Annotated in this window: 35 protein-coding genes, 1 pseudogene and 1 riboswitch; of the genes and pseudogenes, 6 read left to right on the top strand and 30 right to left on the bottom strand. The window is 28.5% G+C overall.

What is annotated here, in order from left to right:
- Nucleotides 1-369: 369 nt before the first annotated feature.
- Nucleotides 370-1,839 carry a sulfatase-like hydrolase/transferase gene (locus tag SY27_RS07260; RefSeq protein WP_045968703.1) on the bottom strand — a complete coding sequence of 490 codons (1,470 nt, stop codon included), beginning with the start codon at nucleotides 1,837-1,839 and terminating at the stop codon, nucleotides 370-372.
- Between the two features lie 255 nt (nucleotides 1,840-2,094).
- On the opposite strand from SY27_RS07260, the gene msrA reads away from it, so the two are divergent.
- From msrA to msrB, 5 genes are all read left to right on the top strand, one after another.
- Nucleotides 2,095-2,625, top strand: a complete 531-nt coding sequence (gene msrA / locus SY27_RS07255) for a peptide-methionine (S)-S-oxide reductase MsrA (protein WP_045968701.1) — start codon at nucleotides 2,095-2,097, stop codon at nucleotides 2,623-2,625.
- 511 nt (nucleotides 2,626-3,136) lie between these two features.
- Nucleotides 3,137-3,397 carry a glutaredoxin domain-containing protein gene (locus tag SY27_RS07250; protein WP_045968699.1) on the top strand — a complete coding sequence of 87 codons (261 nt, stop codon included), beginning with the start codon at nucleotides 3,137-3,139 and terminating at the stop codon, nucleotides 3,395-3,397.
- A gap of 18 nt (nucleotides 3,398-3,415) precedes the next feature.
- A complete protein-coding gene (locus SY27_RS07245; protein ID WP_045968697.1) occupies nucleotides 3,416-4,981 on the top strand; it encodes a YdiU family protein in 1,566 nt (521 codons plus the stop codon).
- Nucleotides 4,982-4,991: 10 nt separating this feature from the next.
- A complete protein-coding gene (locus tag SY27_RS07240) occupies nucleotides 4,992-5,495 on the top strand; it encodes a peptide-methionine (S)-S-oxide reductase (protein ID WP_045968696.1) in 504 nt (167 codons plus the stop codon).
- 11 nt (nucleotides 5,496-5,506) lie between these two features.
- Nucleotides 5,507-5,950, top strand: a complete 444-nt coding sequence (gene msrB / locus SY27_RS07235) for a peptide-methionine (R)-S-oxide reductase MsrB (RefSeq protein ID WP_045968694.1) — start codon at nucleotides 5,507-5,509, stop codon at nucleotides 5,948-5,950.
- Between the two features lie 55 nt (nucleotides 5,951-6,005).
- Here the strand turns inward: msrB and SY27_RS07230 are convergent, their stop codons facing one another.
- The 12 genes from SY27_RS07230 to SY27_RS18515 form a co-directional block, all read right to left on the bottom strand.
- Nucleotides 6,006-6,602 carry an HPP family protein gene (locus SY27_RS07230; protein ID WP_045968692.1) on the bottom strand — a complete coding sequence of 199 codons (597 nt, stop codon included), beginning with the start codon at nucleotides 6,600-6,602 and terminating at the stop codon, nucleotides 6,006-6,008.
- 15 nt (nucleotides 6,603-6,617) lie between these two features.
- A complete protein-coding gene (locus tag SY27_RS07225; RefSeq protein WP_200894140.1) occupies nucleotides 6,618-7,931 on the bottom strand; it encodes a voltage-gated chloride channel family protein in 1,314 nt (437 codons plus the stop codon).
- Between the two features lie 30 nt (nucleotides 7,932-7,961).
- A riboswitch (Fluoride riboswitch) is annotated at nucleotides 7,962-8,029 on the bottom strand.
- Between the two features lie 143 nt (nucleotides 8,030-8,172).
- Entirely contained in the window at nucleotides 8,173-8,394 is a 222-nt protein-coding gene (locus SY27_RS07220; RefSeq protein ID WP_045968690.1) for a hypothetical protein, read from the bottom strand.
- Between the two features lie 131 nt (nucleotides 8,395-8,525).
- The gene (locus SY27_RS07215) at nucleotides 8,526-9,251 is read right to left on the bottom strand and encodes a GNAT family N-acetyltransferase (protein WP_045968688.1); all 726 of its coding nucleotides are present in this window, start codon (nucleotides 9,249-9,251) and stop codon (nucleotides 8,526-8,528) included.
- A 2-nt stretch (nucleotides 9,252-9,253) separates the two neighbouring features.
- Nucleotides 9,254-9,703 (bottom strand): DMT family transporter, encoded by a 450-nt coding sequence (locus SY27_RS07210; RefSeq protein ID WP_045968686.1) that lies wholly within the window; start codon nucleotides 9,701-9,703, stop codon nucleotides 9,254-9,256.
- Nucleotides 9,704-9,753: 50 nt separating this feature from the next.
- Nucleotides 9,754-10,356: a Crp/Fnr family transcriptional regulator gene (locus SY27_RS07205; protein WP_045968684.1), complete on the bottom strand. Its 603-nt coding sequence runs from the start codon at nucleotides 10,354-10,356 to the stop codon at nucleotides 9,754-9,756.
- A gap of 38 nt (nucleotides 10,357-10,394) precedes the next feature.
- Entirely contained in the window at nucleotides 10,395-11,057 is a 663-nt protein-coding gene (locus SY27_RS07200; protein WP_045968681.1) for a class I SAM-dependent methyltransferase, read from the bottom strand.
- A 229-nt stretch (nucleotides 11,058-11,286) separates the two neighbouring features.
- Nucleotides 11,287-11,460: a hypothetical protein gene (locus SY27_RS18840; RefSeq protein WP_161794133.1), complete on the bottom strand. Its 174-nt coding sequence runs from the start codon at nucleotides 11,458-11,460 to the stop codon at nucleotides 11,287-11,289.
- 78 nt (nucleotides 11,461-11,538) lie between these two features.
- A complete protein-coding gene (locus tag SY27_RS07195) occupies nucleotides 11,539-12,048 on the bottom strand; it encodes a hypothetical protein (protein ID WP_045968679.1) in 510 nt (169 codons plus the stop codon).
- Nucleotides 12,049-12,053: 5 nt separating this feature from the next.
- Nucleotides 12,054-12,425 (bottom strand): hypothetical protein, encoded by a 372-nt coding sequence (locus SY27_RS07190; protein WP_152640726.1) that lies wholly within the window; start codon nucleotides 12,423-12,425, stop codon nucleotides 12,054-12,056.
- A 383-nt stretch (nucleotides 12,426-12,808) separates the two neighbouring features.
- Nucleotides 12,809-13,660: a hypothetical protein gene (locus SY27_RS07185; RefSeq protein WP_045968676.1), complete on the bottom strand. Its 852-nt coding sequence runs from the start codon at nucleotides 13,658-13,660 to the stop codon at nucleotides 12,809-12,811.
- A gap of 246 nt (nucleotides 13,661-13,906) precedes the next feature.
- On the bottom strand, nucleotides 13,907-14,320 hold the full coding sequence (locus SY27_RS18515) for a GNAT family N-acetyltransferase (RefSeq protein ID WP_255350298.1): 414 nt from the start codon (nucleotides 14,318-14,320) through the stop codon (nucleotides 13,907-13,909).
- Nucleotides 14,321-14,534: 214 nt separating this feature from the next.
- Between SY27_RS18515 and SY27_RS18985 the strand changes: the two genes are divergently transcribed.
- Nucleotides 14,535-14,711, top strand: coding sequence for a hypothetical protein (locus SY27_RS18985; RefSeq protein WP_200894146.1), 177 nt, complete (start codon nucleotides 14,535-14,537; stop codon nucleotides 14,709-14,711).
- A gap of 110 nt (nucleotides 14,712-14,821) precedes the next feature.
- On the opposite strand, the gene SY27_RS07180 is transcribed toward SY27_RS18985, so the two are convergent.
- The 17 genes and pseudogenes from SY27_RS07180 to SY27_RS07115 all read right to left on the bottom strand — a co-directional run.
- Nucleotides 14,822-15,427, bottom strand: coding sequence for a hypothetical protein (locus SY27_RS07180; RefSeq protein ID WP_152640725.1), 606 nt, complete (start codon nucleotides 15,425-15,427; stop codon nucleotides 14,822-14,824).
- A gap of 35 nt (nucleotides 15,428-15,462) precedes the next feature.
- Nucleotides 15,463-16,275: an RHS repeat domain-containing protein gene (locus tag SY27_RS07175; protein WP_082084316.1), complete on the bottom strand. Its 813-nt coding sequence runs from the start codon at nucleotides 16,273-16,275 to the stop codon at nucleotides 15,463-15,465.
- Nucleotides 16,276-16,293: 18 nt separating this feature from the next.
- The gene (locus SY27_RS07170) at nucleotides 16,294-16,686 is read right to left on the bottom strand and encodes a hypothetical protein (RefSeq protein ID WP_152640724.1); all 393 of its coding nucleotides are present in this window, start codon (nucleotides 16,684-16,686) and stop codon (nucleotides 16,294-16,296) included.
- Between the two features lie 68 nt (nucleotides 16,687-16,754).
- Nucleotides 16,755-17,459, bottom strand: coding sequence for a M91 family zinc metallopeptidase (locus SY27_RS19070; protein WP_255350297.1), 705 nt, complete (start codon nucleotides 17,457-17,459; stop codon nucleotides 16,755-16,757).
- Nucleotides 17,457-17,630 (bottom strand): annotated as a pseudogene (locus SY27_RS19190) (RHS repeat-associated core domain-containing protein); the annotation flags it as partial. The gene SY27_RS19070 and the pseudogene SY27_RS19190, both read right to left, overlap by 3 nt.
- A gap of 47 nt (nucleotides 17,631-17,677) precedes the next feature.
- Nucleotides 17,678-18,430: a hypothetical protein gene (locus SY27_RS07160; RefSeq protein ID WP_045968665.1), complete on the bottom strand. Its 753-nt coding sequence runs from the start codon at nucleotides 18,428-18,430 to the stop codon at nucleotides 17,678-17,680.
- Nucleotides 18,402-19,535: an RHS repeat domain-containing protein gene (locus SY27_RS07155; RefSeq protein WP_045968663.1), complete on the bottom strand. Its 1,134-nt coding sequence runs from the start codon at nucleotides 19,533-19,535 to the stop codon at nucleotides 18,402-18,404. The genes SY27_RS07160 and SY27_RS07155 overlap by 29 nt, the downstream gene beginning before the upstream one ends.
- Nucleotides 19,536-19,675: 140 nt before the next feature.
- Nucleotides 19,676-20,200, bottom strand: coding sequence for a hypothetical protein (locus SY27_RS07150; protein ID WP_045968661.1), 525 nt, complete (start codon nucleotides 20,198-20,200; stop codon nucleotides 19,676-19,678).
- 14 nt (nucleotides 20,201-20,214) lie between these two features.
- On the bottom strand, nucleotides 20,215-20,364 hold the full coding sequence (locus SY27_RS18835; RefSeq protein ID WP_161794132.1) for a hypothetical protein: 150 nt from the start codon (nucleotides 20,362-20,364) through the stop codon (nucleotides 20,215-20,217).
- Between the two features lie 160 nt (nucleotides 20,365-20,524).
- Entirely contained in the window at nucleotides 20,525-20,791 is a 267-nt protein-coding gene (locus SY27_RS07145) for a MafI family immunity protein (protein ID WP_045968659.1), read from the bottom strand.
- Between the two features lie 5 nt (nucleotides 20,792-20,796).
- On the bottom strand, nucleotides 20,797-21,012 hold the full coding sequence (locus tag SY27_RS07140) for an EndoU domain-containing protein (protein ID WP_052705204.1): 216 nt from the start codon (nucleotides 21,010-21,012) through the stop codon (nucleotides 20,797-20,799).
- Nucleotides 21,013-21,057: 45 nt separating this feature from the next.
- Complete coding sequence (locus tag SY27_RS19275; protein WP_369793057.1) at nucleotides 21,058-21,615, bottom strand: hypothetical protein; 558 nt, start codon at nucleotides 21,613-21,615, stop codon at nucleotides 21,058-21,060.
- Nucleotides 21,616-21,623: 8 nt separating this feature from the next.
- Nucleotides 21,624-22,169 carry a hypothetical protein gene (locus SY27_RS19065; RefSeq protein ID WP_369793056.1) on the bottom strand — a complete coding sequence of 182 codons (546 nt, stop codon included), beginning with the start codon at nucleotides 22,167-22,169 and terminating at the stop codon, nucleotides 21,624-21,626.
- A 307-nt stretch (nucleotides 22,170-22,476) separates the two neighbouring features.
- Complete coding sequence (locus SY27_RS07130; protein ID WP_045968655.1) at nucleotides 22,477-22,992, bottom strand: YgcG family protein; 516 nt, start codon at nucleotides 22,990-22,992, stop codon at nucleotides 22,477-22,479.
- Nucleotides 22,993-23,039: 47 nt separating this feature from the next.
- On the bottom strand, nucleotides 23,040-24,203 hold the full coding sequence (locus tag SY27_RS18155; RefSeq protein WP_052705199.1) for an RHS repeat domain-containing protein: 1,164 nt from the start codon (nucleotides 24,201-24,203) through the stop codon (nucleotides 23,040-23,042).
- Nucleotides 24,204-24,480: 277 nt separating this feature from the next.
- Entirely contained in the window at nucleotides 24,481-25,059 is a 579-nt protein-coding gene (locus SY27_RS07120; RefSeq protein WP_045968653.1) for a hypothetical protein, read from the bottom strand.
- Nucleotides 25,056-25,962: RHS repeat domain-containing protein (locus SY27_RS07115; protein ID WP_161794131.1), on the bottom strand; the 907-nt coding region annotated here is incomplete at its 5' end. The genes SY27_RS07120 and SY27_RS07115, both read right to left, overlap by 4 nt.

The raw sequence follows: 25,962 nt of genomic DNA, 5'->3' as shown, positions 1-25,962 counted from the left end.
TTTCCTTACTCATAAGGCTTTTCAGGTTTTCGCCTCGTTTATTAATGTGGTTTCTGAACTCCACGTTGGGATTTTGTAATATTACTATGTAAAGGTATTTAGTATAGATTGTTTTTTTAACCGTATAAATACCTGTTTTTTAATTAATTATGTTTTTATTTCATGTAAAAAGTGCTTTTATAAGTTTAATAAATGAAAATTATAATCAAAAAAAAGAAGTAAGGAATTGAAGTAATAAGTAATGCAATTATTTTAAAACTGGGAGATGTTTTTAAATGATTAGATTAATTATCTTTAAAATAATTTTTGAACAAAAAACACTTGCAGTTTATTTGATAAACTGCAAGTGTTTTTTTATATTAAATAGGGTTAGTTGTGAATTAGTAATTTTTCTGCTTCAAGTTTTTTTAGTGCTAATTCTAATTCTAGTCGGATCTCTTTATAATTAGAATCATAAGCTAAATTAGTAGTCTCCTCAGGGTCATTCTTTAAATCATACAGTTCATATTCTGTAGGATAAGCTCCTAAAGCGTCAAAATAATAATCAAATTTCCAGTCTTTTGTTCTAATACATCTCAGTCTGTTTGAGGCTTTCACAGCAGAAGGCATATTATTAGCTCCAGCTTTAGTATCGTCATACGTAAATAAAATAGCATCTTGAACAGAAACATCTTCTTTAAGTATAGGAGTTAAATCTACACCTCGTAATCCAGAAGGAGGAGTAGCTCCAGTTAGGGAAGCTATAGTGGGCATTATATCAATCAGAGAAGCTAAATTCATGGTTGATTTATGTGGTTCATCTGCTGGGAATAATATCGGATTTGATATAATTATTGGAATTCTAATAGCTTCTTCATACGCTACAAATGCTTTTTGGCGTAATCCTCCATGCGAAAGTCCCATTTCACCATGGTCAGATAACCTAAATACAATAGCTTTGTCCGCTAAGCTTTCATTGTTAACGTCTTTTTTATAAAGAGTATCTAAGAAAAAACTAATTTCCTTATCTACCCATTTAAGCATGTTCCCATAGAAATTAATGTAATTTAGTTTTTTTTCATCCGTTTGTAGTGGTCCTAATAATGATGCAGAACCAATTAAAATTTGCTCTTGTGCCATTGGTTTTTTACTTACTAATAAATGTTCATTAACAGTCTTAGGTAAACCAATAGATCCTTTTAAGAAATTGTCATTATAACCATAATCAAACCCACCAGGATAGCATAACACATCATGAGGATTAACTAATGATAATACTAAACAATAAGGTTGGTTATCTCCTTTAGAGCGACGTTTTTTAACTTGTTCTAGGAAAGCTATTCCTTGTTGGATATAATCTTTATCATGATTAGCAAATCCTCCACCAAAGTTTTCAGGTTTAGTATCTTCTCCTGCATCAGGTGCTTCCCATCCTTTGAAGCCATATAAGGCTACATCAGATGCGGTTAATCCATTTTCTCCTTCACCTTTGCTTAAGTGCCATTTTCCACGATATTGAACATCATAACAATCATCAATAAGCATTCTGGCCATATTGGGTAATGTATTGCTTAATTCTACTTCTGCAGAAGAATAATCTCCACCAAAAGTTAGAGTTTGTGTTACATTATGTTGTGCAGGATAAGTTCCAGTGAATAAAGTTGCACGACTAGGTGAACACATACAGCTATTACAAAATGCTCTATCAAAACTAAATCCATTTTGTTTTAAGAATGTAAGGCTATGTAAATTTTCTTTTTCCCAACCAATAGGAAAATTTTGAGTAGCTCTTTCTTGGTCAGTAATAATTAAGATAATGTCTGGTTTAGACAATTTTTCAAGTCTTTTTTCGAAATCCATTTTTGTAAGTTTTTATTGTTTGCTTTTTTTTTATTGTTTTTCTTTTAGAAAATATTTTAAGATATACTCAAAATTAAGAGTATTAAAAAGTTATTTATAGCGTATAAATACCTGATTTTTAAAGCTAAAATTGTATTTAGTTTAATTATGGGAAGAAAGCACAAATAAAAAGGAAGTATTATTAAGTATAAAAATTACTTCTATACTACCTTTGTATAAGTAAATAATCAACACTATAAAAGAAAGGTTTAAAAAATGAAAAATAGAATGTTAGCAACTTTTGGAGGTGGGTGTTTTTGGTGTATTGAAGCAGTAATTCAAAGATTAAAAGGGATTGAAAAAATCGTATCTGGTTACGCAGATGGACATATTAAAAATCCTGCTTATCGTGAAGTTTGTTCTGGAAACACAGGTCATGCAGAGGTTGTTCAAGTAACTTTTGATGCTGATGAAATCTCTTATGAAGATTTATTGACTATTTTTATGACAAGTCATGATCCTACAACTCTTAATGCCCAAGGAGCAGATAGAGGAACACAATACCGTTCTATTGTACTTTATCATAATGATGAACAAAAAAAAATAGCGAAAAAAGCGTTTAAAAATGTACAAGAAGTATATACTATGCCTATTGTAACAGAGCTTAAACCATTAGAGGTTTTTTATGAAGCAGAAGATTATCATCAAAATTATTACAATGAAAATCAAGAAGCAGGTTATTGTAGAGCGGTTATTGATCCAAAAATAGCTAAACTAAGAAAAATGTATGCCGATAAATTAAAATAAAGAAAGGGAAATGTTATATCTACAAATGTAATACAATACGGAATTAAGCTAAGAAAAGCACTAGAATTAAAGGTGAAAAGATGGATTGATGAAAATGGTAATGAGTAAATCCTATTCAATTATCAAATTATGAAGAAAAGTTAAAGTAATATATTGTTTTTAGCATTGGTGTCTAGGTTGTCATAGTCATGAAGTATTATTACTTTAAAAAATGGTAAATGCATTAAAAGGGAAATGATAAAGCTATCTTTTTAGCGATTCAAACTGTTTTTAAAGAAATCATACCAATACATTTGATAAAATTATTGAAATACAAAAGAATAGGATTTAAAAATCTCTTTCAAACACGATGAAGGTTCGGAAGAAACTCATAATATTTCTTCAGTTATACATGATTATAGAACAAGTGGAATACCTTGGTTTATTTTAATAAATCAAAAAGCAATGTTGTCTTTAATGATTTTCAGTTGAATGTTGAAAAGCAATTGAATTTTTGAAAACATTATAAATTATGCTTAAATTACCAATTATTAAGATTTATGGTGCTAATAGGTGTCATAAAACACAATATTATATTCACTATTTTAAAAGTCGAAATATAAATTTTCAGTTTTACGATGTAGAAGAAAATGAATTTTATGCTGACGAATTGAGAAATTTATATGAAAATAGAAAGTTAAACTTTCCTACAATTGTTATTGGCACAAAGAGATTAAGAAATCCAAAAGAAACTGAAATTGGAAAAGAATTGCAAAAGCTAACAGAGAAGTAACTCTTATATACAACAAAAATGAAACTCAATATAAAAAATAGATTTACTAATGAATTGCCTTCAGATATAGTTGAGGTTAACGAGCCTAGGCAAGTAGTAGAAGCCTGTTTTTCTTATGTGAAACCACAGAATCCTTCAAATCCAAAACTTATTCATTCTGCATTGGAAGTAGCTAATTTGGTAGGTTTATCAAAAGAAGATACCTATTCAGAAGCATTTTTAAATGTATTTTCGGGAAAAGAAGTTTTAAAAAATACAGAACCTTATGCAATGTGTTATGCTGGTCATCAATTTGGACATTGGGCAGGACAACTAGGAGATGGTAGAGCTATAAATTTATTTGAAGTAGAGCATAATAATCAATATTATATGCTTCAATTAAAAGGAGCAGGAAAAACACCTTATTCAAGACGTGGTGATGGTTTCGCAGTTTTACGCTCTTCTATTAGAGAACATTTATGTAGCGAAGCTATGTTTCATTTAGGTGTTCAAACAACACGTTCTTTAGCACTATTATTAAGTGGAGACGAAGTCCTAAGAGATGTTTTGTACAATGGAAATGCGGATTATGAAAAAGGAGCTATAGTTTGTAGAGTAGCACCATCATTTATTCGATTTGGAAATTTTGAAATCTTTGCAGCTCGTGAAGATTATAAAAACTTGAAAATAATAACAGATTTTACCATAAAATATTATTATCCTGAAATAAAAACAGAAGGTAAAGATAAATACATTTCTTTTTTTGAAGCAGTTGCTAATAATACATTAGAGATGATTGTAAATTGGCAGCGTGTTGGTTTTGTCCATGGTGTAATGAATACAGATAATATGTCTATACATGGAATAACTATAGATTATGGACCTTATGGATGGTTAGAGGATTATAATCCAAATTGGACGCCTAATACAACGGATAATGAACATAAACGTTATCGTTTTGGTAACCAACCTAAAATTGCGCAATGGAATTTATTACAACTTGCCAATGCATTATATCCATTAATTGATGAAGCTAAGCCATTAGAAGAAATCTTGAATGATTTTTCAAAGAAGTATGAGATGAAATATTTGAAAATGATGCATGATAAGCTAGGAATTAAAAAGGAAGATGAAAACACAAGAAATATAGTGTATTCATTAACTGAAAACCTTCAGCTTACAGAGACTGACATGACTATTTTCTTTAGAAATTTAAGTGAAATTAATAAAGAAGATTCGGTTGAAACAGCATTTGAAAAAATTAAAAATGCTTTTTATATTATTGATGAGGTAAAAGACTTAACTTTAGATACTTGGTTTTATTGGTTAACCTTATATTTAAATCAATTGAATATAGAAAATCTTTCTAATATGGAACGAAAAACAGCAATGGATAAGGTTAATCCTAAATATGTTTTACGTAATTATATGGCTCAATTAGCTATTGAAGATGCAGATAAAGGTGATTATAACTTGTTAAATGAGTTATACGAAATGCTTTTACATCCTTATGACGAACAACCAAAGTATGAAAAATGGTTTGCTAAAAGACCCGATTGGGCTCGACATAAAATTGGCTGTTCTGCCTTGTCATGTAGCTCTTAAAAAAAATAATATGATAGAAAAAATAGGATTTGGAGGTAGTTGTCATTGGTGTACAGAAGCTATATTTCAATCATTAATAGGAGTAAATAGAGTAGAGCAAGGTTGGATTGCATCCGTTAATGAAAATGAATCTTTTTCAGAAGCCGTAATTGTTGAATATGACTTAAATAAAATGAGTCTTAAAACTTTAATTGAAGTCCATTTAAACACACATAGCTGTACTTCAAATCATTCCATGCGAGAAAAATATCGTTCAGCAATTTATTATTTTTCAAAAGAGCAAGAAAATAAAGCAATAACAATACTTAATGATTTGCAAAAAGAATTTGATAACAAGATAATTACAAAAGTATTACCCTTTCGTTCTTTCGAAATGAACAAAGAAGAACAATTAAATTATTATTTAAAAAATCCTGAAAAACCTTTTTGCAAGAATATTATAAATCCTAAGTTAAAGAAAATTATGCGACTTTTTTCAGATACTATTGAGTTTAAAAAAACGATTAACTCTTAAAAATTAAAATTATGCTAAATTGGAATAATATTATACATTTTACGAATAGAGGTAATCCTGACCCAGATAAAAAAGTAGTAAAATCGGATGCCGAATGGAAAGCTCAATTAACAGAAGAAGAATATAGAATAACTCGATTAAAAGGAACCGAAAGACCACATAGTTCAGAATTATGTTCTCTATTTGAGCCAGGAATTTATGGTTGCATCTGTTGCGATACTTTGTTGTTTGATGCAAATGAGAAGTTTGAAAGCGGAACAGGCTGGCCTTCTTTTACACAACCTATAAAAGAAAATGCAGTAGGTTATGTTAAAGATATTTCATTTGGAATGATTCGAGTAGAAGCAGTTTGTAATACATGCGATGCGCACTTAGGTCATGTTTTTCCAGATGGACCAGAACCAAGTGGTTTACGATATTGTATGAATGCGATATCTATGAAAAAAATGAAATAGAATAATTCACAAAGCCTCGTTTCATATCCAAGCGAGGCTTTTTTATTGAAAGTACTTAGCTTTTCTTTTTAATAAAAACTTTCCGAATAGAATTTGTAAACCGTTTATTAGTTGGGTATTGTCTGCGAGGAGTTATGTTGTTGAAAATTAATGCAAGGGTAAACAAAATAAGTGTGCCAGATAGCACAGGAGATAAAACATAAAAATATCCTAACTCTTTAATTTTTTCAGTACCTATAATGGCGATTAAAGCTGTTGCGCCACCAGGTGGATGTAAGGTTTTGGTAACTTGCATTAAAACAATAGAGGAAGCAACGGCAAGAGGAGCTGACAACCAAATAATGTCAGGTATTATTTTATAAATTGTGACACCAATAATTGCCGATATTGTATGACCACCAATTAAATTCCTAGGTTGTGCTAAAGGGCTCTGAATTGCACCATAAATAAGAACACAAGAAGCACCAAAAGAGCCAATAAGGAAAATATTCTCAGTTTTTGATAGTAAATTACTTTGTAAAAAAGCAATTAATCCAATACCAAAAAATGCTCCAATAAAAGACCATAAGTGTTCTTTGTAATCAACTAATGTTTCTTTATATATGACATATCTTGAAATACGTAATTTTCGTTTTATTTTCTTCTTTACCATTTTTTGTAAACAGAATTAAAGATCGTTTATTCGTTTTTTTCTATAATTAATGTACTTACTGTGTTTAGGTTCTCCAATCATTTGTTTTCCATAAATACTATTATGCCCAGAAACAAGATAAGCAACTACACAAGCTAAGGCAATATAAATGCCACATGAAGAACCAAACAATTCAATACCCATTAACATACAAGCCATAGGTGTATTTGTAGCACCTGCAAAAACAGCAACAAATCCCATTCCTGCTAAAAGACCAGTTGGTAGTGGAATAAAAAGAGATAAAGCACTTCCTAATGTAGCACCAATATAAAATAATGGGGTTACTTCACCACCTTTAAACCCAGCGGAAAGCGTTATAATTGTAAAAGCCATTTTTAAAGCAAAATCATAAGTTGGCATTTGTATTTCAAAAGATTCTACTATGGTAGGAATTCCTAAACCAATATATTTAGTAGTACCAATTAAAACAACAGCTATAGCAACAATTATACCTCCTATAAAAGGACGTAAAGGAGGAAATTTAATTTTAGATTTAAATATTGAGCTTGTAAAATGAATAATTTTACTAAATGAAGCAGCACAAAGACCAAATAAAATACCAGCTAAAACACTATATAAAATAGTTGTAAACGATACTTCAGGAATAGTAGGTATATGATAGTGAGTGTGTTTTGCTTGCCAAATATCCGTTACTAAATCAGCTAAAATTGCAGAAGCAAAAGCAGGGAAAATAGCATTGTAACGAATTCGGCCTATTAAAAAAACTTCTAAACCAAAAAGTGCACCAGCTAATGGTGTTCCAAAAACAGAACCAAAACCAGCAGCAATAGCAGCAATAATTAAAATTTTTCTTTCACTTGTATTTAGTTTAAAAGGTTTACTAAATTGATCAGCAATAGCGCCAGCCATTTGAAGAGCAGTTCCCTCTCGTCCGGCCGAACCACCAAAAAAGTGAGTAACTATAGTTCCTAAATAAACAAAAGGAGCCATTTTAAAAGGAATAGTTTCTTTAGGCTTATGTATAGTATCAATAAGCATATTATTCCCAGCTTCTACATCTTTTCCAAAATAATGATATAATAAGCCTACAAATAAGCCTCCTAAAGGAAGAAACATAATAAGCCATAAATGATTTTCCCTAAAATTTGTGGCCCAATTTAAAGATTCTAAAAATCCAGCCGAAGCAGAACCTATACATAATCCAATAATTAAACTAATAAATAGCCATTTTGTAAGATAAGAAATTACAGGAAATTGTTTTAGTAATAAGTTTATTTGAGTTGTAATGCTACTACTGAATGACGGCTTCTTTATTTTATTTTTTTGCATAGTAATCCTGATTAAATGCATTAAACATTATATTAATCAGGCGTCATCAGCTTTTAGAAAGCGGTTGGGTAAGGAAGAACACCATTTCCTTCTATTTCTTTTGCAAATGTAATAATAAAATATAAATATACAATCACTGTCTTAATAGTGATTATTAATATTATTATTAGTTGTATGTAATAAAAAAGACAAATAATTAACAATTATCTGTCTTTATAAATACTCTATATTTTTTTACTTTTTAAATAGGACAGCAATATCCTTGACCATTATATATTACAAGAGCATAAGGACCAAAACAACTATATACTCCTGTATCAGCATTTTGTAAAGCTCTGCTACAATGATCCACAGGAGAAGCTCCGTTTATTTTTTTTAATTCATTTTTTTTCAACTCTTTAACGCCTTCTAATTTTAAATTCTTTTTTAACATAATAAATTGTTTAATTGTTTGATTTTCCATTTTTTTTAAAACATTGGATTTCTGTCTAAATGTTTATTAATGGAATAAATTTAATGATTTTTAGAGTTTAAAAAAATAAAAATAGCTCGTTTTATATTGTTAAGTTGATTTAAATGAGCTTATTGAGTTTTTTAAAGTTGAAAGTTTCGCATTATAAATTGAGTTGAAAAGCCCATTTTTTGGTACATATTTCTTGCCATTTCAGAAGCTTGTAATGTAGCAAAAAGAGCTCCTGAATTTAGAGAATTATTTAAAACAGAATACATTATTTCTTGAGCATAACCTTTTCCTCTCATTTCAGGAATAATACCTAAGCTATGAATTCCAGCAATGTGGTTTGTTAAATATAAGATGACAGTTCCAACCACTTCATTTTCATGAAGAACAATAGTATAATTAATTTTCGAATAACTTTTGTTAACTGTTTCTTCGCTTATTTTGTAGCCAAATGCTAACTCAAATGCTTCACACCATATTTTTGAATCTTTCTCATTTTTAACATTCTTAAAAGTCAAATTCATTGATGTTTTAAATAGGCGAGTAAGATGTAAACTCATGCCATATTGAATAGATTTGCTTTTAAAATTATGACTGATAGCGAATGAGTTTTCTTGTCCATTGACAATTTTATCAAAATAAGAAAAAGTAAGCTCAGTTTCATTTAGTGTTATAATTTCTGCAATTTTTAATAATTGATCATCTGTTAACTCATCTGTAGTCCAAATACGATTAGGCCATTTAGAATTTGGAATCAAGCAATAATGAATATTACCAGTTTCATTATAACTATTGAAAGGATTACACACAGTTTTCCAGAGCGAAATAAGATTGTTAATGTTTAATTGAATAATGTCCATAGTTATTTAGTGTTAATTAAAAAAATACCAATAATCATTGCTAAAATACCTAATACTCGTTTTGTTGTTATGGGTTCAATAGGAAGATTAAGCCAGCCAAATTTACCTGCAATTAAAGAAAAAGCCAATTGCCCACAAAGACCTAAAGCAATCATTTTTGAAATGCCTAATTTAGGAATAGTATAGAAGTATAAAGAAATACCAATTACACTAAAAAGACCTCCTACAAACCATAAATACCAAGGAACTTGTCCAAATGTATTAGGTTGAATATTCTCTTTTCCGAAAATTAAGATAAGAACACAGCCTAAAATAACACTAGTTATAGATGTAGAAATAACGGCCAAAATAGGCTGTTTTAATAAAACACTTAATTGAGTATTAAATCCAGCTTGAATAGCTAAGAAAACCCCACCGATAAACGCTAATAGATATACAATAATAAATTTCATAATGCAAAGTTGCAGAGATGAAATTTGTTTTGCATTTACATATGTTGATTCTATAACTTTTTTTTCAAATCTTTTCGAATTCGGCTTAATTGCGTAGGAGTAATTCCCAAATGAGAAGCTATATAATGCAAAGGAATTCTTTTTTCTATATCAACATGTTGATTAATATAGTTTATATACCTAACTTTAGCTTCTTTCATAACTATTTCAATTTCTCGTTGCTCTTTGTCTATTACCCAATTTTTTTCAAGATATGAAATATAGAAGTTTTTTAAATCTACATTTTCCTCAATAAGAGTTCTATATTTTTTATAATCAAAGCTTATGATAATACAATCTTCAACAACTTCTAAAGCAAAATTTGAAGGTTCATTTTTTAACGCAGAAACAGTTGAACCAACGAAATCACCTTCTAAAAATATATTTTTATGATAAGTACTTCCATCGTCATATAAAAAACTTGACACAACGATTCCTTTATACAAAATATGAACATCTTTTGAAATTTGTCCGACAGCTAGTAAATAATCATCTTTTTTTAAGTGTTTAACGGTAGCAATTGACAGCATAAGTAAAGTAGATTTTTCACTTATAGGATAATATGCTGTAAAAAAGTTTTTAATAAAATGTGAATAGGCTTCTATTTCTTGCATTTTAAAGGAGTAAATATTGCGAAATAATCTAAATCAGATTATTTCTTTGTTAATTTCATTACAGTAAACTCTCTTTCAACAAAATCACCTATTTTACTCTCTACGTTTTCAGTTTTATTTATAATATCTAATACTATAAAATTTGTTTTTGAGATAAGCTCTTTTAAAGTATCATTATTATAAAGCATAAATTTATCTTTTACAAAAGGAAGACTTTGCATAAACTTTTTTTGGGCAAAGGTTAAAGTGAAAATTCCATTTGATTTTAAGACTCTGAATATTTCATTTAAAAAAGAAATAGGATCGCTCCAAAAATAAATAGTATTTACAGTGAACAGTTTGTCGAAGGAATTATCTGGAAAAGGAATTGTGTTTCCATCATAAATTTGAAAGTTAACAGTATTATTCAATATAAAATCTTTATTAATCCTTTCAGCTTCGTTTTTCATGGTATCCGATATTTCTAAACCAAAATATTGAATAGCGTTTCCTTTTTCTAATATTTTACTTAAATGACCACAATTTCCATGTCCAATTTCTAGTATAGAATCTTCATTTTTAAGTTCTAAATTTTCAATAGAGGATAAGGTCATTTTAATGTTAGTATAGTTCATGTTTTCGGCAACTTTTATCCCATTATCGCCAGTAGGACAACTTAATTGCCTTTCAAGTTCAATCAATTCTATTTTTTTAGGTTCCATTTTTAGAACTATAATATTTTTAAAATAAGTAAATAAATAATCTATACCAAATATAAAAAAAGGTTTTCTAAATTGATAAAAAAAACTTTTTAGTTGTTTAGACTAATATGAATTTATCTTAACTTTCAGTGGAAGAATTATTTAGCCTTTCACTCCAATTGTCTTCTTTGTCAAAGGCATACATACATTATAACTCCTAAATTGTCATTGCTAATTGAATTCATTGGAGTTACAATTCATTTATTTTATCATTTTTACTCATAATTAATTCAAATTTAGTATCATTTCCATAAAATACTTTGTCGATCTTATCATTTGTAGCGATAAAGAGCATGTTGTCATTAAAATTTAGTCCGCCACCAATTGGACTTTCCCAAGTTCCTGTACCACTTAAGTTTTTCAAATAAAAAACTGTGTAAAGGTCATTAATAGCTTTACACAGTTAATTATAAGATAGGCAATAAATTATTCCCTATTTATATTAATAGATTACAATAGTATAAAACCAAACATTTGGTGCAGGATTAGAACAATCATAGTCTAATTGCCATCCAGCTCCAGTTACCGCAGGAGCAACAGTTGTTACGCCTGTTGGCACAGCAGGTAAATTGTTATAACTACTACCTACATAAAACAGCATTCTATGGAATACTTGACTATTACCAAAAGACCATGCAATAGGACTTGTAAGTACCGTTCCAGAAGAAGGAGAATTTAATCTTTCCCATTTATCTATATATGGTATACTTGTAGGCGATTCAAATGGAAATCTAAAAACATTAGAAGCATTCTCCAAAGTAAAACTTCCTCCAGGAGGAATAGATATTAACCCAAAAGGTTTACTGTGAAATTCAGGATAAGTTGAAGTCCCTTTTGTAATGATACTAGCAATTTCTACAGTTTGTCCTGTAAAATTATATATTTCAAATGTTTTTTGAGCAAAGTTTTGTAAACCAACTAAAAGTGCTGCAATTAAGATTATTTTTTTCATAATGTTTAATGATTTTTTTGTTGGTTATACATTTCAGTTAGTTTTTTAGAGTATTCTTTCATGGTTAAGCGTACCAGTTCATCAGTAGACAATTCAGCTTTTCCAATAAATTCATCTTTACCAATTGCTACTAATAAATCTTTAGAAGCTTTTTCAGTTTCAAGAATTAGAGTAGGGTTTTGTTTGGTGTTTAATTTGTCTCCTTTTTTAAATTGCATCCATGTTTTCAATGCACTTTCAAAATTTAACATTTCATCTGTTTTTGAAAACGCAATAGTTTCCACGTTTTGTTCAACTGTTGTTTCCTCACTTCCACAAGAAATGAATAACATACCCGATAATAGTATGCTAGATAAAAACAATTTAGTTTTTTTCATAATAAGTAATAATTTAAAAGATTAGTGAATATCCCATTATAATAGTATAATCGCTCTATTCCCTTTCCTTACTTTAATCAAAGTTAGTAAGTGATTTTCCCAAAGCGTTGGTTTATTTGTTATTTGTTTGTTTTATATATTCAATACACTATAATCTGTTTTAAATATAAGAATTATAGATGATTAAGAATATTTTTCATTTTCAAAGTTAAGCTTTCTTTTTACAGTAATCAATACGTATAAATACGTATTTTTTCATTTTTTTGAGATAGTATAAATTTAAGTATTTTTAAAATTATAGAAAAAGTAAAAGAGGTTGAGATTTTACCTTCAACCTCTTTTAAAATTATGTAAAAGTAAGTAATGAACTTAAAAATTATGTTTTATTCATATTCATAAGAAACAACTGTTTTAAGCTTGCCTTTATTTTGAGTATGAGTTTTAGGAAAGTTTAAATTATTATAAGTATAAGTGTTGCCATATTTTGTTTTGTGAGTAGCAGTAGATGAAAAATTCAAAAAGTTATGATACGAAATACTTTCTATAGGAAATTCGTTTTCGTGTGGTGCAATTAAAGGCACAATAGTTTGATAATTTTCTCCAAAAACATTCTTTACAAGTAATAACATCGCAGAATTTTTATCATCATAAGTGTAATTATCAATAGATTTATCACCAACTAATCCTTTATATCTAGATAGATTGTCTTTGTAATAATGCATTTCCTTTTTATTGATTATTTTTTGACTTAAATTGCGTTCAGATTCACGTATTATTTTTCCATTTTCTACAACGTAATCAATGTATTTAGTGAATTTAAGAGAACTATTACTGTTTTTAGTAATGGCAATAATTCGGCTTCCTTCATGTTTAAAAGTTACCGTTTTAGTAACATTCTCATCTCCTTCTTCATATTTACTTGTAAATTTTACTAAACGATCACTCTCATCATAAAAATAAGAAGCCACTTCTTTCCATGTACTGCCTTCTCGTTCTTTAACGGTTTTATCTAAAATACCTTTTTTATTATAAAAGAAAGATTGGATAAGATCAGATGTTTTAATACTAGTTAATTTTCCATCTTGAAAGGAGTATGTCTTTGTAATTTTATCTCCATTTAGAGTGTTGGTTTCTACACTTTTAATTTGTTTTAGCTTAACACTTTCATTTGTGGTTTGACTTTGGACTGATAATGACAAAGCAAGCCCAAAAAGAGCTAGTAATTGTTTTTTCATAGGTATTTTTTATTTGATTTGGGGTTGCGAAAATACAAATAAAAAAGAGGCTATTTTTTTGTTAAATCAAGAGAATGCCAGATAGAGTAGAGGTTTATAGTGGTTTTTAACTCTAAGTTTTTCATAATCAAACGGTAGCACGAAAGATATTTTTTGTAAATAAAAAATAGAGATTGTTGTATTTAAAAATAGTTTCATTTTTTTGAAATTATTTTTTATAGAATAACGGGATAGGTTAATTTATTTTTAATTTAAGAGTTCTGTTAATTCTTTTTTCATTTTGTAATTTATCAATTCGATTCCTTTCTTTATGACAATTTGTTCCGTAGCTACATTAAAACCTATTTTTTCAAAAAAAGGCTTTGCTGTTTTGCTTACATCAGCAGTTAATAAGATTTGATTTTGTTTTTTGGCTTCTTTTTCTATAGTTAGATAAAGAGTATGAGCAATACCTTGTCTTTGAAAATCTTTATGAATAAATAAAAGATCGATATAATTTCCATTATCTAAAGAACAAAACCCAACTATAACATCGTTGTTTTCTGCAATTAATAAGTACTGATTCGTTATAATGTTAACCCAACGATCTTTGTTTTCAACGCCTGAAATCCAAGCTTCTAATTGTTCTTTCGTATAATCTTTTTGGCATGTTGAATTTATTGTTTCAACAAATAAGAACTGTAAAATTTCTAAATCACTTAGTTGACCAAATCGAATTGTTATATCTAAAGGTATTTATTCCAAATTTTAAAGAATAGCTGATTTGTTTAATTATGCAAAAATAGAATATAAATTTTTTATTGATTTTTAGGTAAGAGAGGTTAACTTTTTCGTCTACTCAAAGGTAGCAACTCCATTGATGAGATAGTACATTTTGAGGATAAAACTACCCCCTAAAGAAATAACGATTCAAGATAAAGCGATTGTAGAACAAGTAAACTTGATTTCTCAATTAGATGAAAAAGAAAAGAATGTGGTTTATACCATTGTAGAATCTTTTATTTCTAAAAAACGGTTTAAAGATTTTGTTCAAGAAAACATAACCCTATAAAACAACAAAAGCACCCTTTTTTACAAGAGTGCTTTTTGCTTTTTTATTCATTTGCCACACGAAAAGATTCGTGCGGGAGGAGGAGCTGGGTAGCAAGCTTTGGATTTTATTTAATCATTCTTTTCTAAATAATAATTTTGATATTCTCCATCCATTCCTATGGGTTTTATTTTATCTTTTTCAATAATCCAAATTTCATTTTCAAAAACACGTTTTGTTTCAAACTGCACCTCAAAATTATTCGAAAACTTTCCTTTTTTAAAATATGTTGGAGATTGTAAACCTTTGGTGTCAACTATATAAAAACCTTTTATTGTTTGATTTTTAATTTTCGTTTTATCCCATTGGTCTCTCAAGCAAATTACTTTATCATCTAAAAGTATTATATAAATATGATAAGTTAAGATATTGCCCTCTTTATCTTTTACTATTATTAAACTATTTTTTTTATTACCTTCATTATATTCTTTTATTATTATTTTATCTCTTTGAGGGTTGCTATCTAAAACAAGACTATCATTACTAATTCTATAATTTCCCTTAATTTCATAACTTATAAACTCATTTTTATAATTGTAAATAAACTGTCTGCTTTCTTTTAAATTAATACTTTCATAATAATTTCTTGATTTAAAAGAATACTGACCTGCATAATTTTCTTCATTGATTGATAAAGAAAACATAATTGAAATAAATATAAATATCGCTGCTTTCATTACCTTCTTTTTTTAACGCCTTTTTGATAATCTTTTTACCACCCCATATAGACCTCTTGAACATCTACGTCTTTTTTACCTGCTTCAATAGTTTTATTTCTCAAAGCCTTACCTTCCTTTGAATTAATATCTATAGGACCTGATGGCAAACTTTCATATGCAGGAGGGGTCATTGTTTTGCCAAAAGTTCTAACTTCTTTATCCTTCCAAACAAAATCAGGGTCAGTAAATGAATTTTGTCTGTTAAATGATTCCGTTTCATCACTTATATCATATAAACTGCCATATCCAGAATTATCTACCAAAAGGGATACCTTTCCTTTATCATATTGATATGCATGTCCCATTTCATGATAAATTTGCCCTCTATCATTAGTGCCAATAGATACTGTGATTTCTCCACTATCTTTGTCATAGCCAACAGACCCTCCTGTATCACTTTTATCAGCAAATACTTTGTAGACTTGTTCTGATTTTTCTAATTCAGAAATTTCACTTAAAGCCCTATTATTTATTGCGATTAACTTTTTACCTAATTCTGAACTAATAGTCCCTTTTTTTACAATTGAATTAATTGCAATGATGGATTGGTTTAATTGATTTTTATAATTTTCTATAATTTTATCTGGATATTTAATCTCCATACCATTTGGGTCAATAAATCTTAATGGACTGTTGGCTACGTACGTATATGGACTGATGTTAAAATACTTCTCCACCAGCGGGTCAATATTCATCCATCTACCCAAAGCAGCATCGTAATTCCTAGGACCATAATCATACATGTTTAATCCCAATTCATTTTGCAGTTCTTTCCCGTTGTATTTATACTGGTATGTGTTATAAATAAAAGCATCATTTTTCGCTTATTTTAAACTTGACAATATTTCATCAAATTCTTTTAATTTATCTTCAGTAACATTTAAATATCCAATATTTATTTCTTTGTATTTTATGTTTTTCCAATATTTTCCTTGGCTGTCTATCCCAGATATTGTTAAAATATCTTGCGATGCATTTGATAAAAAACTTTCTTTAATAGATAAAGTATCGCTCATGATATTTTCATAATTTATTGTAGGTACACCTTTTTCATTATTTATATATAATATTGATGAATCAGTATACTTAAATTGTTTTTCTTTCCACTCGCTACCTCCTTCAATTACATTAATTTCATACCCATTAGGAATAACAAAAGTATAATTATAGTTATTCCTATTTAAATTATTATAACCTTTAAATTTTTGAGTTGACATGTTTTTTGTTGACATACAAGACGATATAATCACAACAAAAATAAAAAGTGATTTTTTCATATTATTTGCTATTGATACCATGTAGGTTTAATGTTTTGATTTAATGGTGCTGGAGTTAACATTCTTGGACCTGTTCCTATTTTACTACCAGTACTTAAATTTGATTGAATAATATAATGCGTTCTTTGTGGTAGACCTAATTGTGTTCTTAAATTATTTTCTCTATATACTGCTTGCCATTCATTTCTTTTGCCTCCTTGTTCTAATCTGTCATCCATTGTACCTCTATTCGCATCTAATGCATGAAACATCTCATGTGCCAAATCTGTAGAAGAGCTAGTTCGCATTCCTGAGGTGGTAGGCAATGATGATCCTGATGTATTCCAATATATAGTTCCTCCTGAACCGCCATTAAAATTGAATCCTGATGAGGATAAAGCAGAAAAGAGAAGGTTTTGGTTAGGGTCAGTTTGGATTTGATTTCTATACGCTTTTTGGGTGTCAGATTGACGAAATTCACTTGAACCTTTTTCAATAGTGAAAACATTACTTGAAGATTGAAGTTCTTTAATCATATCGGCACCTTCTTGTCCCTCAGATATCTCAGCAAGAGCATTAGTTACTTTTTTAAGAAATCCTTTTTTCTTCCCTGTATATTCAGAACCATCTTCATTATATAAAGTACCATTTTCATAGAGTAAGGTCTCTTTTCCTCCTAATCCTAAAAATCCTTTCCTATGTGTTACATATAGACTATCTCCTGCAACATCAATATAATAAACAGGATTATTTGCACTATAATTATATGGGTTTCTGTCCATATATTTTTCAGCAAATCTATCAATCTTGGTAAAGCGTCCTATTGCTGGGTCGTAATCTCTCCAACCATAAGCATAGACGTTTTGTCCCAGCTCGGTTTGCAGTTCTTTCCCGTTGTATTTATATTGATTTTTATAACTATATTTTTAGCATACTTCTTAATTTATTACATTCATTCTAATACTCCATACCATTTAATATCTTGTTTCCAATCGATTTTTTTATAATCTATATCTTTATTAGTGAAAATTTGATAAACTTTCATATTATTAATATCCTTAATTATACTTTTTATCTTCAAAATATCTGCTTTAGAAACTCTTTCATCAGCAAATAACATCACATTTATTTTAGAAACATCATCTAATTCAGTATTTGCAATATGTAAATTAATATCTCTTTTTAAATCATCAAAACTTAAAAAAACATTGTCAGATGTCTTTAATATAACCTTATTTTTATCATATAAGGCATATAGAATATAAGCATTCTCTTCATTTAAAACAGGAGTAAGGTTTGATTTAACTGGCAAATTTAAATTTAAAGTTTTATTGAAATAGTCAAAAGCATTATTAATTCTTACAAGTTTTAAAAAATCAATTTCATTTTTGTTTTTTCTTAACAGTAAAGTATCGTTAATTAATACAAAATCATACTTATTATCAGGAGTATTTACTTTTAGACTGCTATAATAAATATTAGATTCATCATTATACCATTTAAAACTATTCGTATCTCCCCATTGCTCTATTACTAAAGAATCATTAAAAAACTCAATATTGATAAGATTGGAGCTATTTATTGAGCTCCAGTTTCCAATCAATTTTCTTTTTTGCTGAGTTGATGAACATCCAAACATTAGCAAAAATAATACACATATATATCTCATCTTATAATTAGTTTTTTGATTGAAAAATTTTGACATATTCATCAATTTTAGCACGCCAATATTTAACATATCTTATTCTTAATTCATTAGTCCTAAAACCAATAAAATTTATATCATATCCTCTTGAACCTTTATACTTTGTAGAAGAGAAACTAACAGCATAATGCCCAGCAGTAAAAGTATCTTGTCCTAAGCCCCATGTTTTAGTATTATCATAAAAATCTTTACCATCTACTTTGCCATGGTAATTATCTTTCTTAGCTTTTAAAACAGACGTATCAGTAGAATAATTTATAAAATAATCTTTACCTCCAGTACCTATAACCTTATAGTCCTTATCAAATTTTACATTCCCCCATAAAAATGATGTGTAATCACCTGTAACTTTATTTACCCCAACCATTGAAATATTAATATTAATTAGATTTTTCCTTAATTCATCAGAATCATTTCCAAAAACAATACTAGCTGCTTCATTTATCATAGAAAATTTCATTACAAGATTATAAGCATCCATTACCGCAGCAAACTTAGGAGTTTTATCGAATAAATAAAATGAAGCACTATTCATTTCAGCATTTTTAAGCACTCCCATAGCAAATTCATAAACATTAACGTTACTATTATTTGATGAAGAATTTGAATTATTATCTTGGTCATTATTTTTATATTGATCAGACCAATGACCTCCATTACGATTTAAAAATTTGCTATGAAAAAAACTATCTGCTCCTGAAGGATCAGAAAAAATTATAGGATTATTATCAAAAGCATTGTAAGGAGAATAATCAAAATGCACAACAGGATCTTGTACTATCCATCTAGCAATAGCAGGGTCATAGTCTCTCATGTCCATGTCATACATATTCAATCCCAGCTCCGTTTGCAGTTCTTTCCCGTTGTATTTATATGCGTAATTAGGTTGAGAATTATCCATATTATATCCTGAATGTTTCAGTCCAAAAGGATAATAATGATTTTCCTCTAGTATCGCAGATACAATATGGTCTTCACATGGTGGTGGATTTTCATCTATTTGTGGTGGACAATATTGTTGCAATTCACGACCTAATCTACCATTTCCATCAATRTCACTATAACTSACYCTWACATTTCCTAAATGATCGGTATAGTTAAACACATAGCTATAATCCCCTTAGTTATATTTTACATAACCTTCCGCATGTGGGAAAAACTCTAATCGACTATTCTTATACTGAAAACCCGATAAATATGTGGTTGTAATTGTTACAGACGAAGGGATAATGTAGTTATTGCTTTCTAATTTATTTTTTCCAGCGTTAAATAATTTATCTTTTGTTTACTAATTAATAATTCCTTTTTCCCTTTAAGTTCCACTAATTCAAAGCCAATTTCAGTATTCTTAAAATTAAAATAAATAAAAAAGCCTAATTTATTATTATTCTTTAAATTTAAAAAATCTTCATGTTTTATATTCTCTTTTAATACATTTACTATTTGTAAATCAATATCATCTAGATTGAACCCCTTTAGGTTCTGTTTAAACAAAACTTTTTTATTTTTTATTTTAAAACAGATTAATGAAGAAATAAAAACTGTGTTCTTATTTACTCCTTCATACATAATCTGGCTAATTACATCATTCGATAGAACGCTTTTAGTTAGGCTATCAATATTATTAAATTTTATCTTGCTATTAAACGACTCACTATCATATTTTATGTGTCTATAGTTATTATTTGATAATAAATCTATAGGTTTTTGTGCATTACATATACTTATTATAAATAAATAAAGTAATAATATATATTTTTTTAAAATCATATTTATTTAGATGGTTAATGAGTTTGTACTCCAGTAGGAGTGATTGATAGACCATTAATTGTAGTGGTGTCTTTTACCCCAGGGGTACTTTTAAGCCATTCTACATTAAAAGATTGATTATTTTTAAATCCAATTCCACTAGTTTTATAATTATTATACTGCATTTTTACATAGCCTCGCGGCATATATATGTTAATTCTATCATCAATTAAGGTTTTAATTTCATTTATCGTTTTTACACCGGTTTCACCAATACCAACGTTGCAAAATGCAAGTATTAAATTGAAACATTACCATAAAAATTGTATCACTAAATCTGAAACATTACCTATCTCTAATTAATTCTTTTAATAATTCGTATTCAGATAAATCAAGGTTTAATTTTTTTGCCGAACTTTCAAACAAATTATAATCTTCCTGTGTTATTTCTTGATCATATTCGTAAATCTGTGTAACTAATGTATTGTAACATAATGAATACTCTCTATTAGATAATAATTCTTTACAATTGATTATATCTTCACTTAATATTAATGAAGAAAATCTATCTAATAAAATTTCTAATATTTTTTTCTTTTTATTATAGAACATAACTTTTATTGTATTGGGAATGCTGTGATTATGTCGTCAACAGTTGTTATTACTTTTATTTTTACACCTTCATATACACCTTCAATTTTATATCTTACTAAATCTCCACTTCTAGTATGTGTTGCTCCAACCCTTCCTGTTTGTTGTATCCAAGGGTTACTTGTAGCCACTTCAGATATTGCATTCATTATCTTTTTATTTCCCCAAGTAACTGGAAACATAGACTTTGCACCTGTTACACCATTCCAAAAAGATTTTATGCTACCTCACCAAGCGTGACCGCCTCCTGTTGCATCTCCAGCTAATATATGAGCTGTTCTAGACCCACTTGCTAGGTTGACATATCTTGCATTTCTTGCTATGTTTTTAGCACGTATTATTTGAACTACCCATGCACCTCCTTGAAATATTTTAACAGCTGCCCACTCTCCTGTAATAAATAAGACTGTTTGACCAAATGCATTACCCGCAGCTTGATTGTCTTCTTCTGTTGGATTGAAAGGGTCTCTACCATTCATAGCCGCATTAAAGCCTCCTCCTGGTACAGAATATCCCATAGCATAACCCTCACCCATTAACTGAGCAGTACTTTTTTTCTTCTTTTTTGGATCAGTATCTCCATTTTCATCAATTTCATTTTCTCCATCCGTAAAAGAACCATTTCCAGTATTTGTCCAAACTGTCCCGCTTTCAGACTGCATTAATCTATTAATAAAAGATTCGGATAACATCCCATCAGGATCAATAAAGAAAACAGGATTATCCATTGCGTAGTTATAAAGAGACCATCTGCGTCCTTGCTCCGCCAGCGGGTCAATGTTCATCCACCTACCTAGGCAGGGTCATAATTTCTCGCCCCATAGTCGTATATGTTAAGCCCTAACTCGTCTTGCAGTTCCTTGCCATTATATTTATACTGGTAATTTGGTTGATTTGTTCCTTCATTGTATCCTGAATGCTTCAGTCCAAAAGGATAATAATGACTTTCTTCTAGTATTGAGTCTGTAAAATAAGTATTGTAAATAGTATATGGATTACCATTTCTGTCATAATGAGTTTCACAACTTTCAACATTTAATTCACCCCCTAAACTACCATTTTTATCTATATCTGAATAACTTACCCTTACGTTTCCTAAATGGTCGGTATAATTAAAAACATAGTTGTAATTGTTTGCTTCATGTTTTACATAGCCCTCAGCATGTGGGAAAAATTGCAATACATTATTTTTGTATTGAAAACCTCCTGCTAAATAATTGGTTTGGGTTATGTTGGTTGCTTCATTCACTATTTTGCTTACTTTTTGCCCTGTTACATTGTAAATATAGATAATAGATATTTTTAATACAAAAAAGCCATCACTAACTTTGATACACAAGGTCGACTTTTTTACCCTTTTCTTCGTTTTAAGGCTTTATATAATACAAAAAGGAACGCAATATTGCGTTCCTTTTCTATGCTTTTCTTTAATTAAACTTTGTTTATCAGTGGATTAACAATTATAAAAAAAGGTATCATTAACTTTGAAACATTACCTGCTTATTCGTGACTTTAAAAATAAACAAGCTTATAAATAAAAAATTATTTTTTGTACCAAAACATATATTTTTATTTTTACTTTTATAACTTTTAAATCATAAAAAAACCACATCGAGTCGATGTGGTTTTTTGTTTCTTTTTTTTAATTATTCCGAATCATTATTTATATTTCCATTCTTTTGCTTATAAACTAATAAAGAAGCTATTTCCTGTATTCCTTTTTTAACTCCAGCATAATAATTATTATTATTAAATTCAGTAATAATATTTAAGTTACTTTTTATAAGTACTTGATGTGTTTTTTCATCTGATGAAATATCAATTTTTTTCATTGATTTACTTATATTAAAAACTATATCATTTGCTAGCACAGAATATGATATTTCCCATTCCTTATTTGAAATATTTTTTGAAGGTATTGTTAAAACTAAAATTTTTATTTTGTTTTTATTTTCTAAATTTTTTAAATATGCATCTAATTCTTTTATTTGTTCATCAGTAAATAATTTTTCTAAATCATTTACATAAAAGGTCTTTTTATATTCTTTGTTTTTCTCCATTTTATCAAAATCAAATTTAATTTCAGGCACTTCATTATTTTCTTCTTTACAAGAAATAAAACTTATAAAAAGAATAGATAGTATTACTTTGATATTTCTCATTTATAGACTAATTTAAACTATTTATATTATGGCTTAAGAACAATAAACTAATCTGATAATTGTTTTAGTTCCTTATCAATCTTAGATATTTCATGTTTAATTTTTATTTTATCTTTATAGGTAATTGCATGGCTGGTTTGTGCTGTTTTATGCATCATTTTAGTTGCAGTATCTATATACACATTAGTAAGGTTTGCTAATAATATTATTCTATCTGATAATCCACTTAACTCACCTAAAATTTCATTATTAACTTCTTCTTGCGTTTTCTGTTTCATTTCAACAGAAATTTTTCTATCACCTATTGCAAGATCTAATTCGTAATTAATAACTACTCCTAACACATTTACTCCTACTTCGTTAGGATTATTAATTAAGTATTCTATTTGTTCATCAGTCATTTTCTTGTATTCAAGAATGTATGATTTTAAAATATAGGCAATTGCACCATTTGAAGTTAAATCTCTCGTTATATTAACATATTTCGTTTTTGTAACTAAAATTTCGTTAGTTTTTTTAAGATCTGATTGTAATTTTTTCTTTTTATTCTCTAGCTCCTTACATCGCTCACAATCTACACTATTACCATTCCCATCAGAAAAACTACCATTATTATTAGTCCAAATTGTACCACTAGCTGAATTATTAAACAAATCCATTATGAATGACTCTGAATCAGAGCCACTTGGGTCGGCATAAAATACAGGGTTGTTATCAAAGGCACTATATGGGGAATAATCAAAATGTACTATTGGATCTGGGTTTACCCAACGAGCAATTACTGGGTCATAATCTCTCATATCCATGTCATACATATTCAGTCCAAGCTCCGTTTGCAGTTCTTTCCCGTTGTATTTATACTGGTAATTAGGTTGAGAATTATCCATATTATATCCTGAATGCTTCAGTCCAAAAGGATAATAATGATTTTCCTCTAATATTGAGCTTGTAAAATACTCTATACAATTTGAAGGTACTCTAGGCTTACAATAGTATTGTAATTCATTTCCTAAACTACCATTTTTATCTATATCTGAATAACTGACTCTTACGTTTCCTAAATGATCAGTATAATTAAAAACATAGCTGTAATTGTTTGCTTCATGTTTTACATAGCCCTCAGCATGTGGGAAAAATTGCAATACATTGTTTTTGTATTGAAAACCTCCTGCTARATAATTGGTTTGGGTTATGTTGGTTGCTTCATTCACTATTTTGCTTACTTTTTGTCCTGTTGCATTGTAAATATAGGTAATAGTATGTTTTTAAAAAATATTTTTAATACAAAAAAGCCATCACTAATTCTGATATACGAGGTCTTAATTTTTACCATTTTCTTCGTTTTAAGGCTTTATATAACAGGAAAAGGAACGCAATATTGCGTTCCTTTTCTATCCTTTTCTTTAATTAAACTTTGTTTATCAGTGGATTAACAATTATAAAAAACAGATGTCACTAACTTTGAAACATTACCCTATTAAATTCTTCTTATCTTTCAAAAACTATACCTCCGTCTATAGTAACTTCTGTGATATCATTCCCGTTTAATATAAATGTTAAAGAAGTTATATCCTTAATTTTATTATTGTTAATTTGGATAGAATTATTTTTTAATTTATCTAAATCAATTTCATCTAAATATGTAATCACTTCTAAAAAAACCAATTTTTCACCTACACCTGAAAAAGTTAATATTTTTTTACTTTTCCGTCCTTTTGACAAACCCTCTAATTCAATATTTTTTTTATTCAAAAATTCTTTATTAATTTTTTTTTGTAATGATTCAAATTTTTCATTTGTTAGGTCTATTTTTTTCAATACATTATTTTTGTTTTTATAGGTTTTTTCATCAATTTCATAATTATTAGCTATATAATTGTTAAAAGCAAAAGAACCGAAATAAGGATTAACTATATAGGAACTATTTTCAAGAGAAGAATCATTTTTAATAACGTCTTTAATACATTTATTCAAGATGCTTTTCTCTCTATTTGTAAGTTTACCTTCTTGATTTTTACAATTAATAAAAATCGCAAAGAATATAAATAAATAATATTTTAATTTCATCCTTTAGGCTTTTTGTTTGGTGTTTTAAATATCTTTTTGTTGCCGTCTTTTTCAAAATATAATGATCCTGATGCTGTGTAATACTTTACCCTTGTTGGTAAGTCCATTTCTTTTCTAAAAGCGTTAACTTTTTTTACAACATATTCTTCATTTGAAAACCTACCATAACTTTTATTTGATTCATCTTCCTTTGATTTAAAAAAGTCTGCACCATCTTTAGTGTGTAAAGTTTCATGAAAAAATGCCATTCCAACACTTATAGCCTTTGGGTCAAAACCATTTTCCATTGCACCAGATTGCATACCATTAATTTCGGACGCATCAAGATATACTCTTCCATCAATAAATGCTTGTGTACTTGTCTTTGTACCAAAAACTTCAATATTAGTATCTTTACCTAGTAAATGATCTACATATTTAGCACCCTCAGACCCGTTACCTTCTCCACTTGCTTCTAAATATGATTTACCATCTTTTTTCTCGTGAACACTAATAGTTTTTCCTGATATTTCAGATAAGCTAATCATCATTTGAATCAATAACCATCCAGAATCATTGGAGTCATTTTTATTCATTTTATCATTGACTAAATCTGTAACATCTACATTTTTACCATCTGGATCTATAAAGAAAACAGGATTATTTAAAGCATAAGTATATGGTGATTTATCATAATATTTCTCCGCCAGCGGGTCAATATTCATCCATCTACCTAAAGCAGGGTCGTAGTTTCTTGCACCGTAGTCGTATAAGTTTAAAGAAAGCTCACTTTGAAACTCTTTTCCGTTATATTTATATGCGTAATTAGTTTGAGAATTATTCATATTATATCCTGAATGTTTTAACCCAAAAGGATAATAATGATTTTCCTCTAGTATCGCAGATACAATATGGTCTTCACAT

The organism is Flavobacterium sp. 316, from assembly GCF_000967805.1.
GTDB classification, from domain to species: domain Bacteria; phylum Bacteroidota; class Bacteroidia; order Flavobacteriales; family Flavobacteriaceae; genus Flavobacterium; species Flavobacterium sediminilitoris.
The sequence above is the reverse complement of the archived record's forward strand: the minus strand, read 5'-3'. Positions and strand labels throughout refer to the sequence as shown.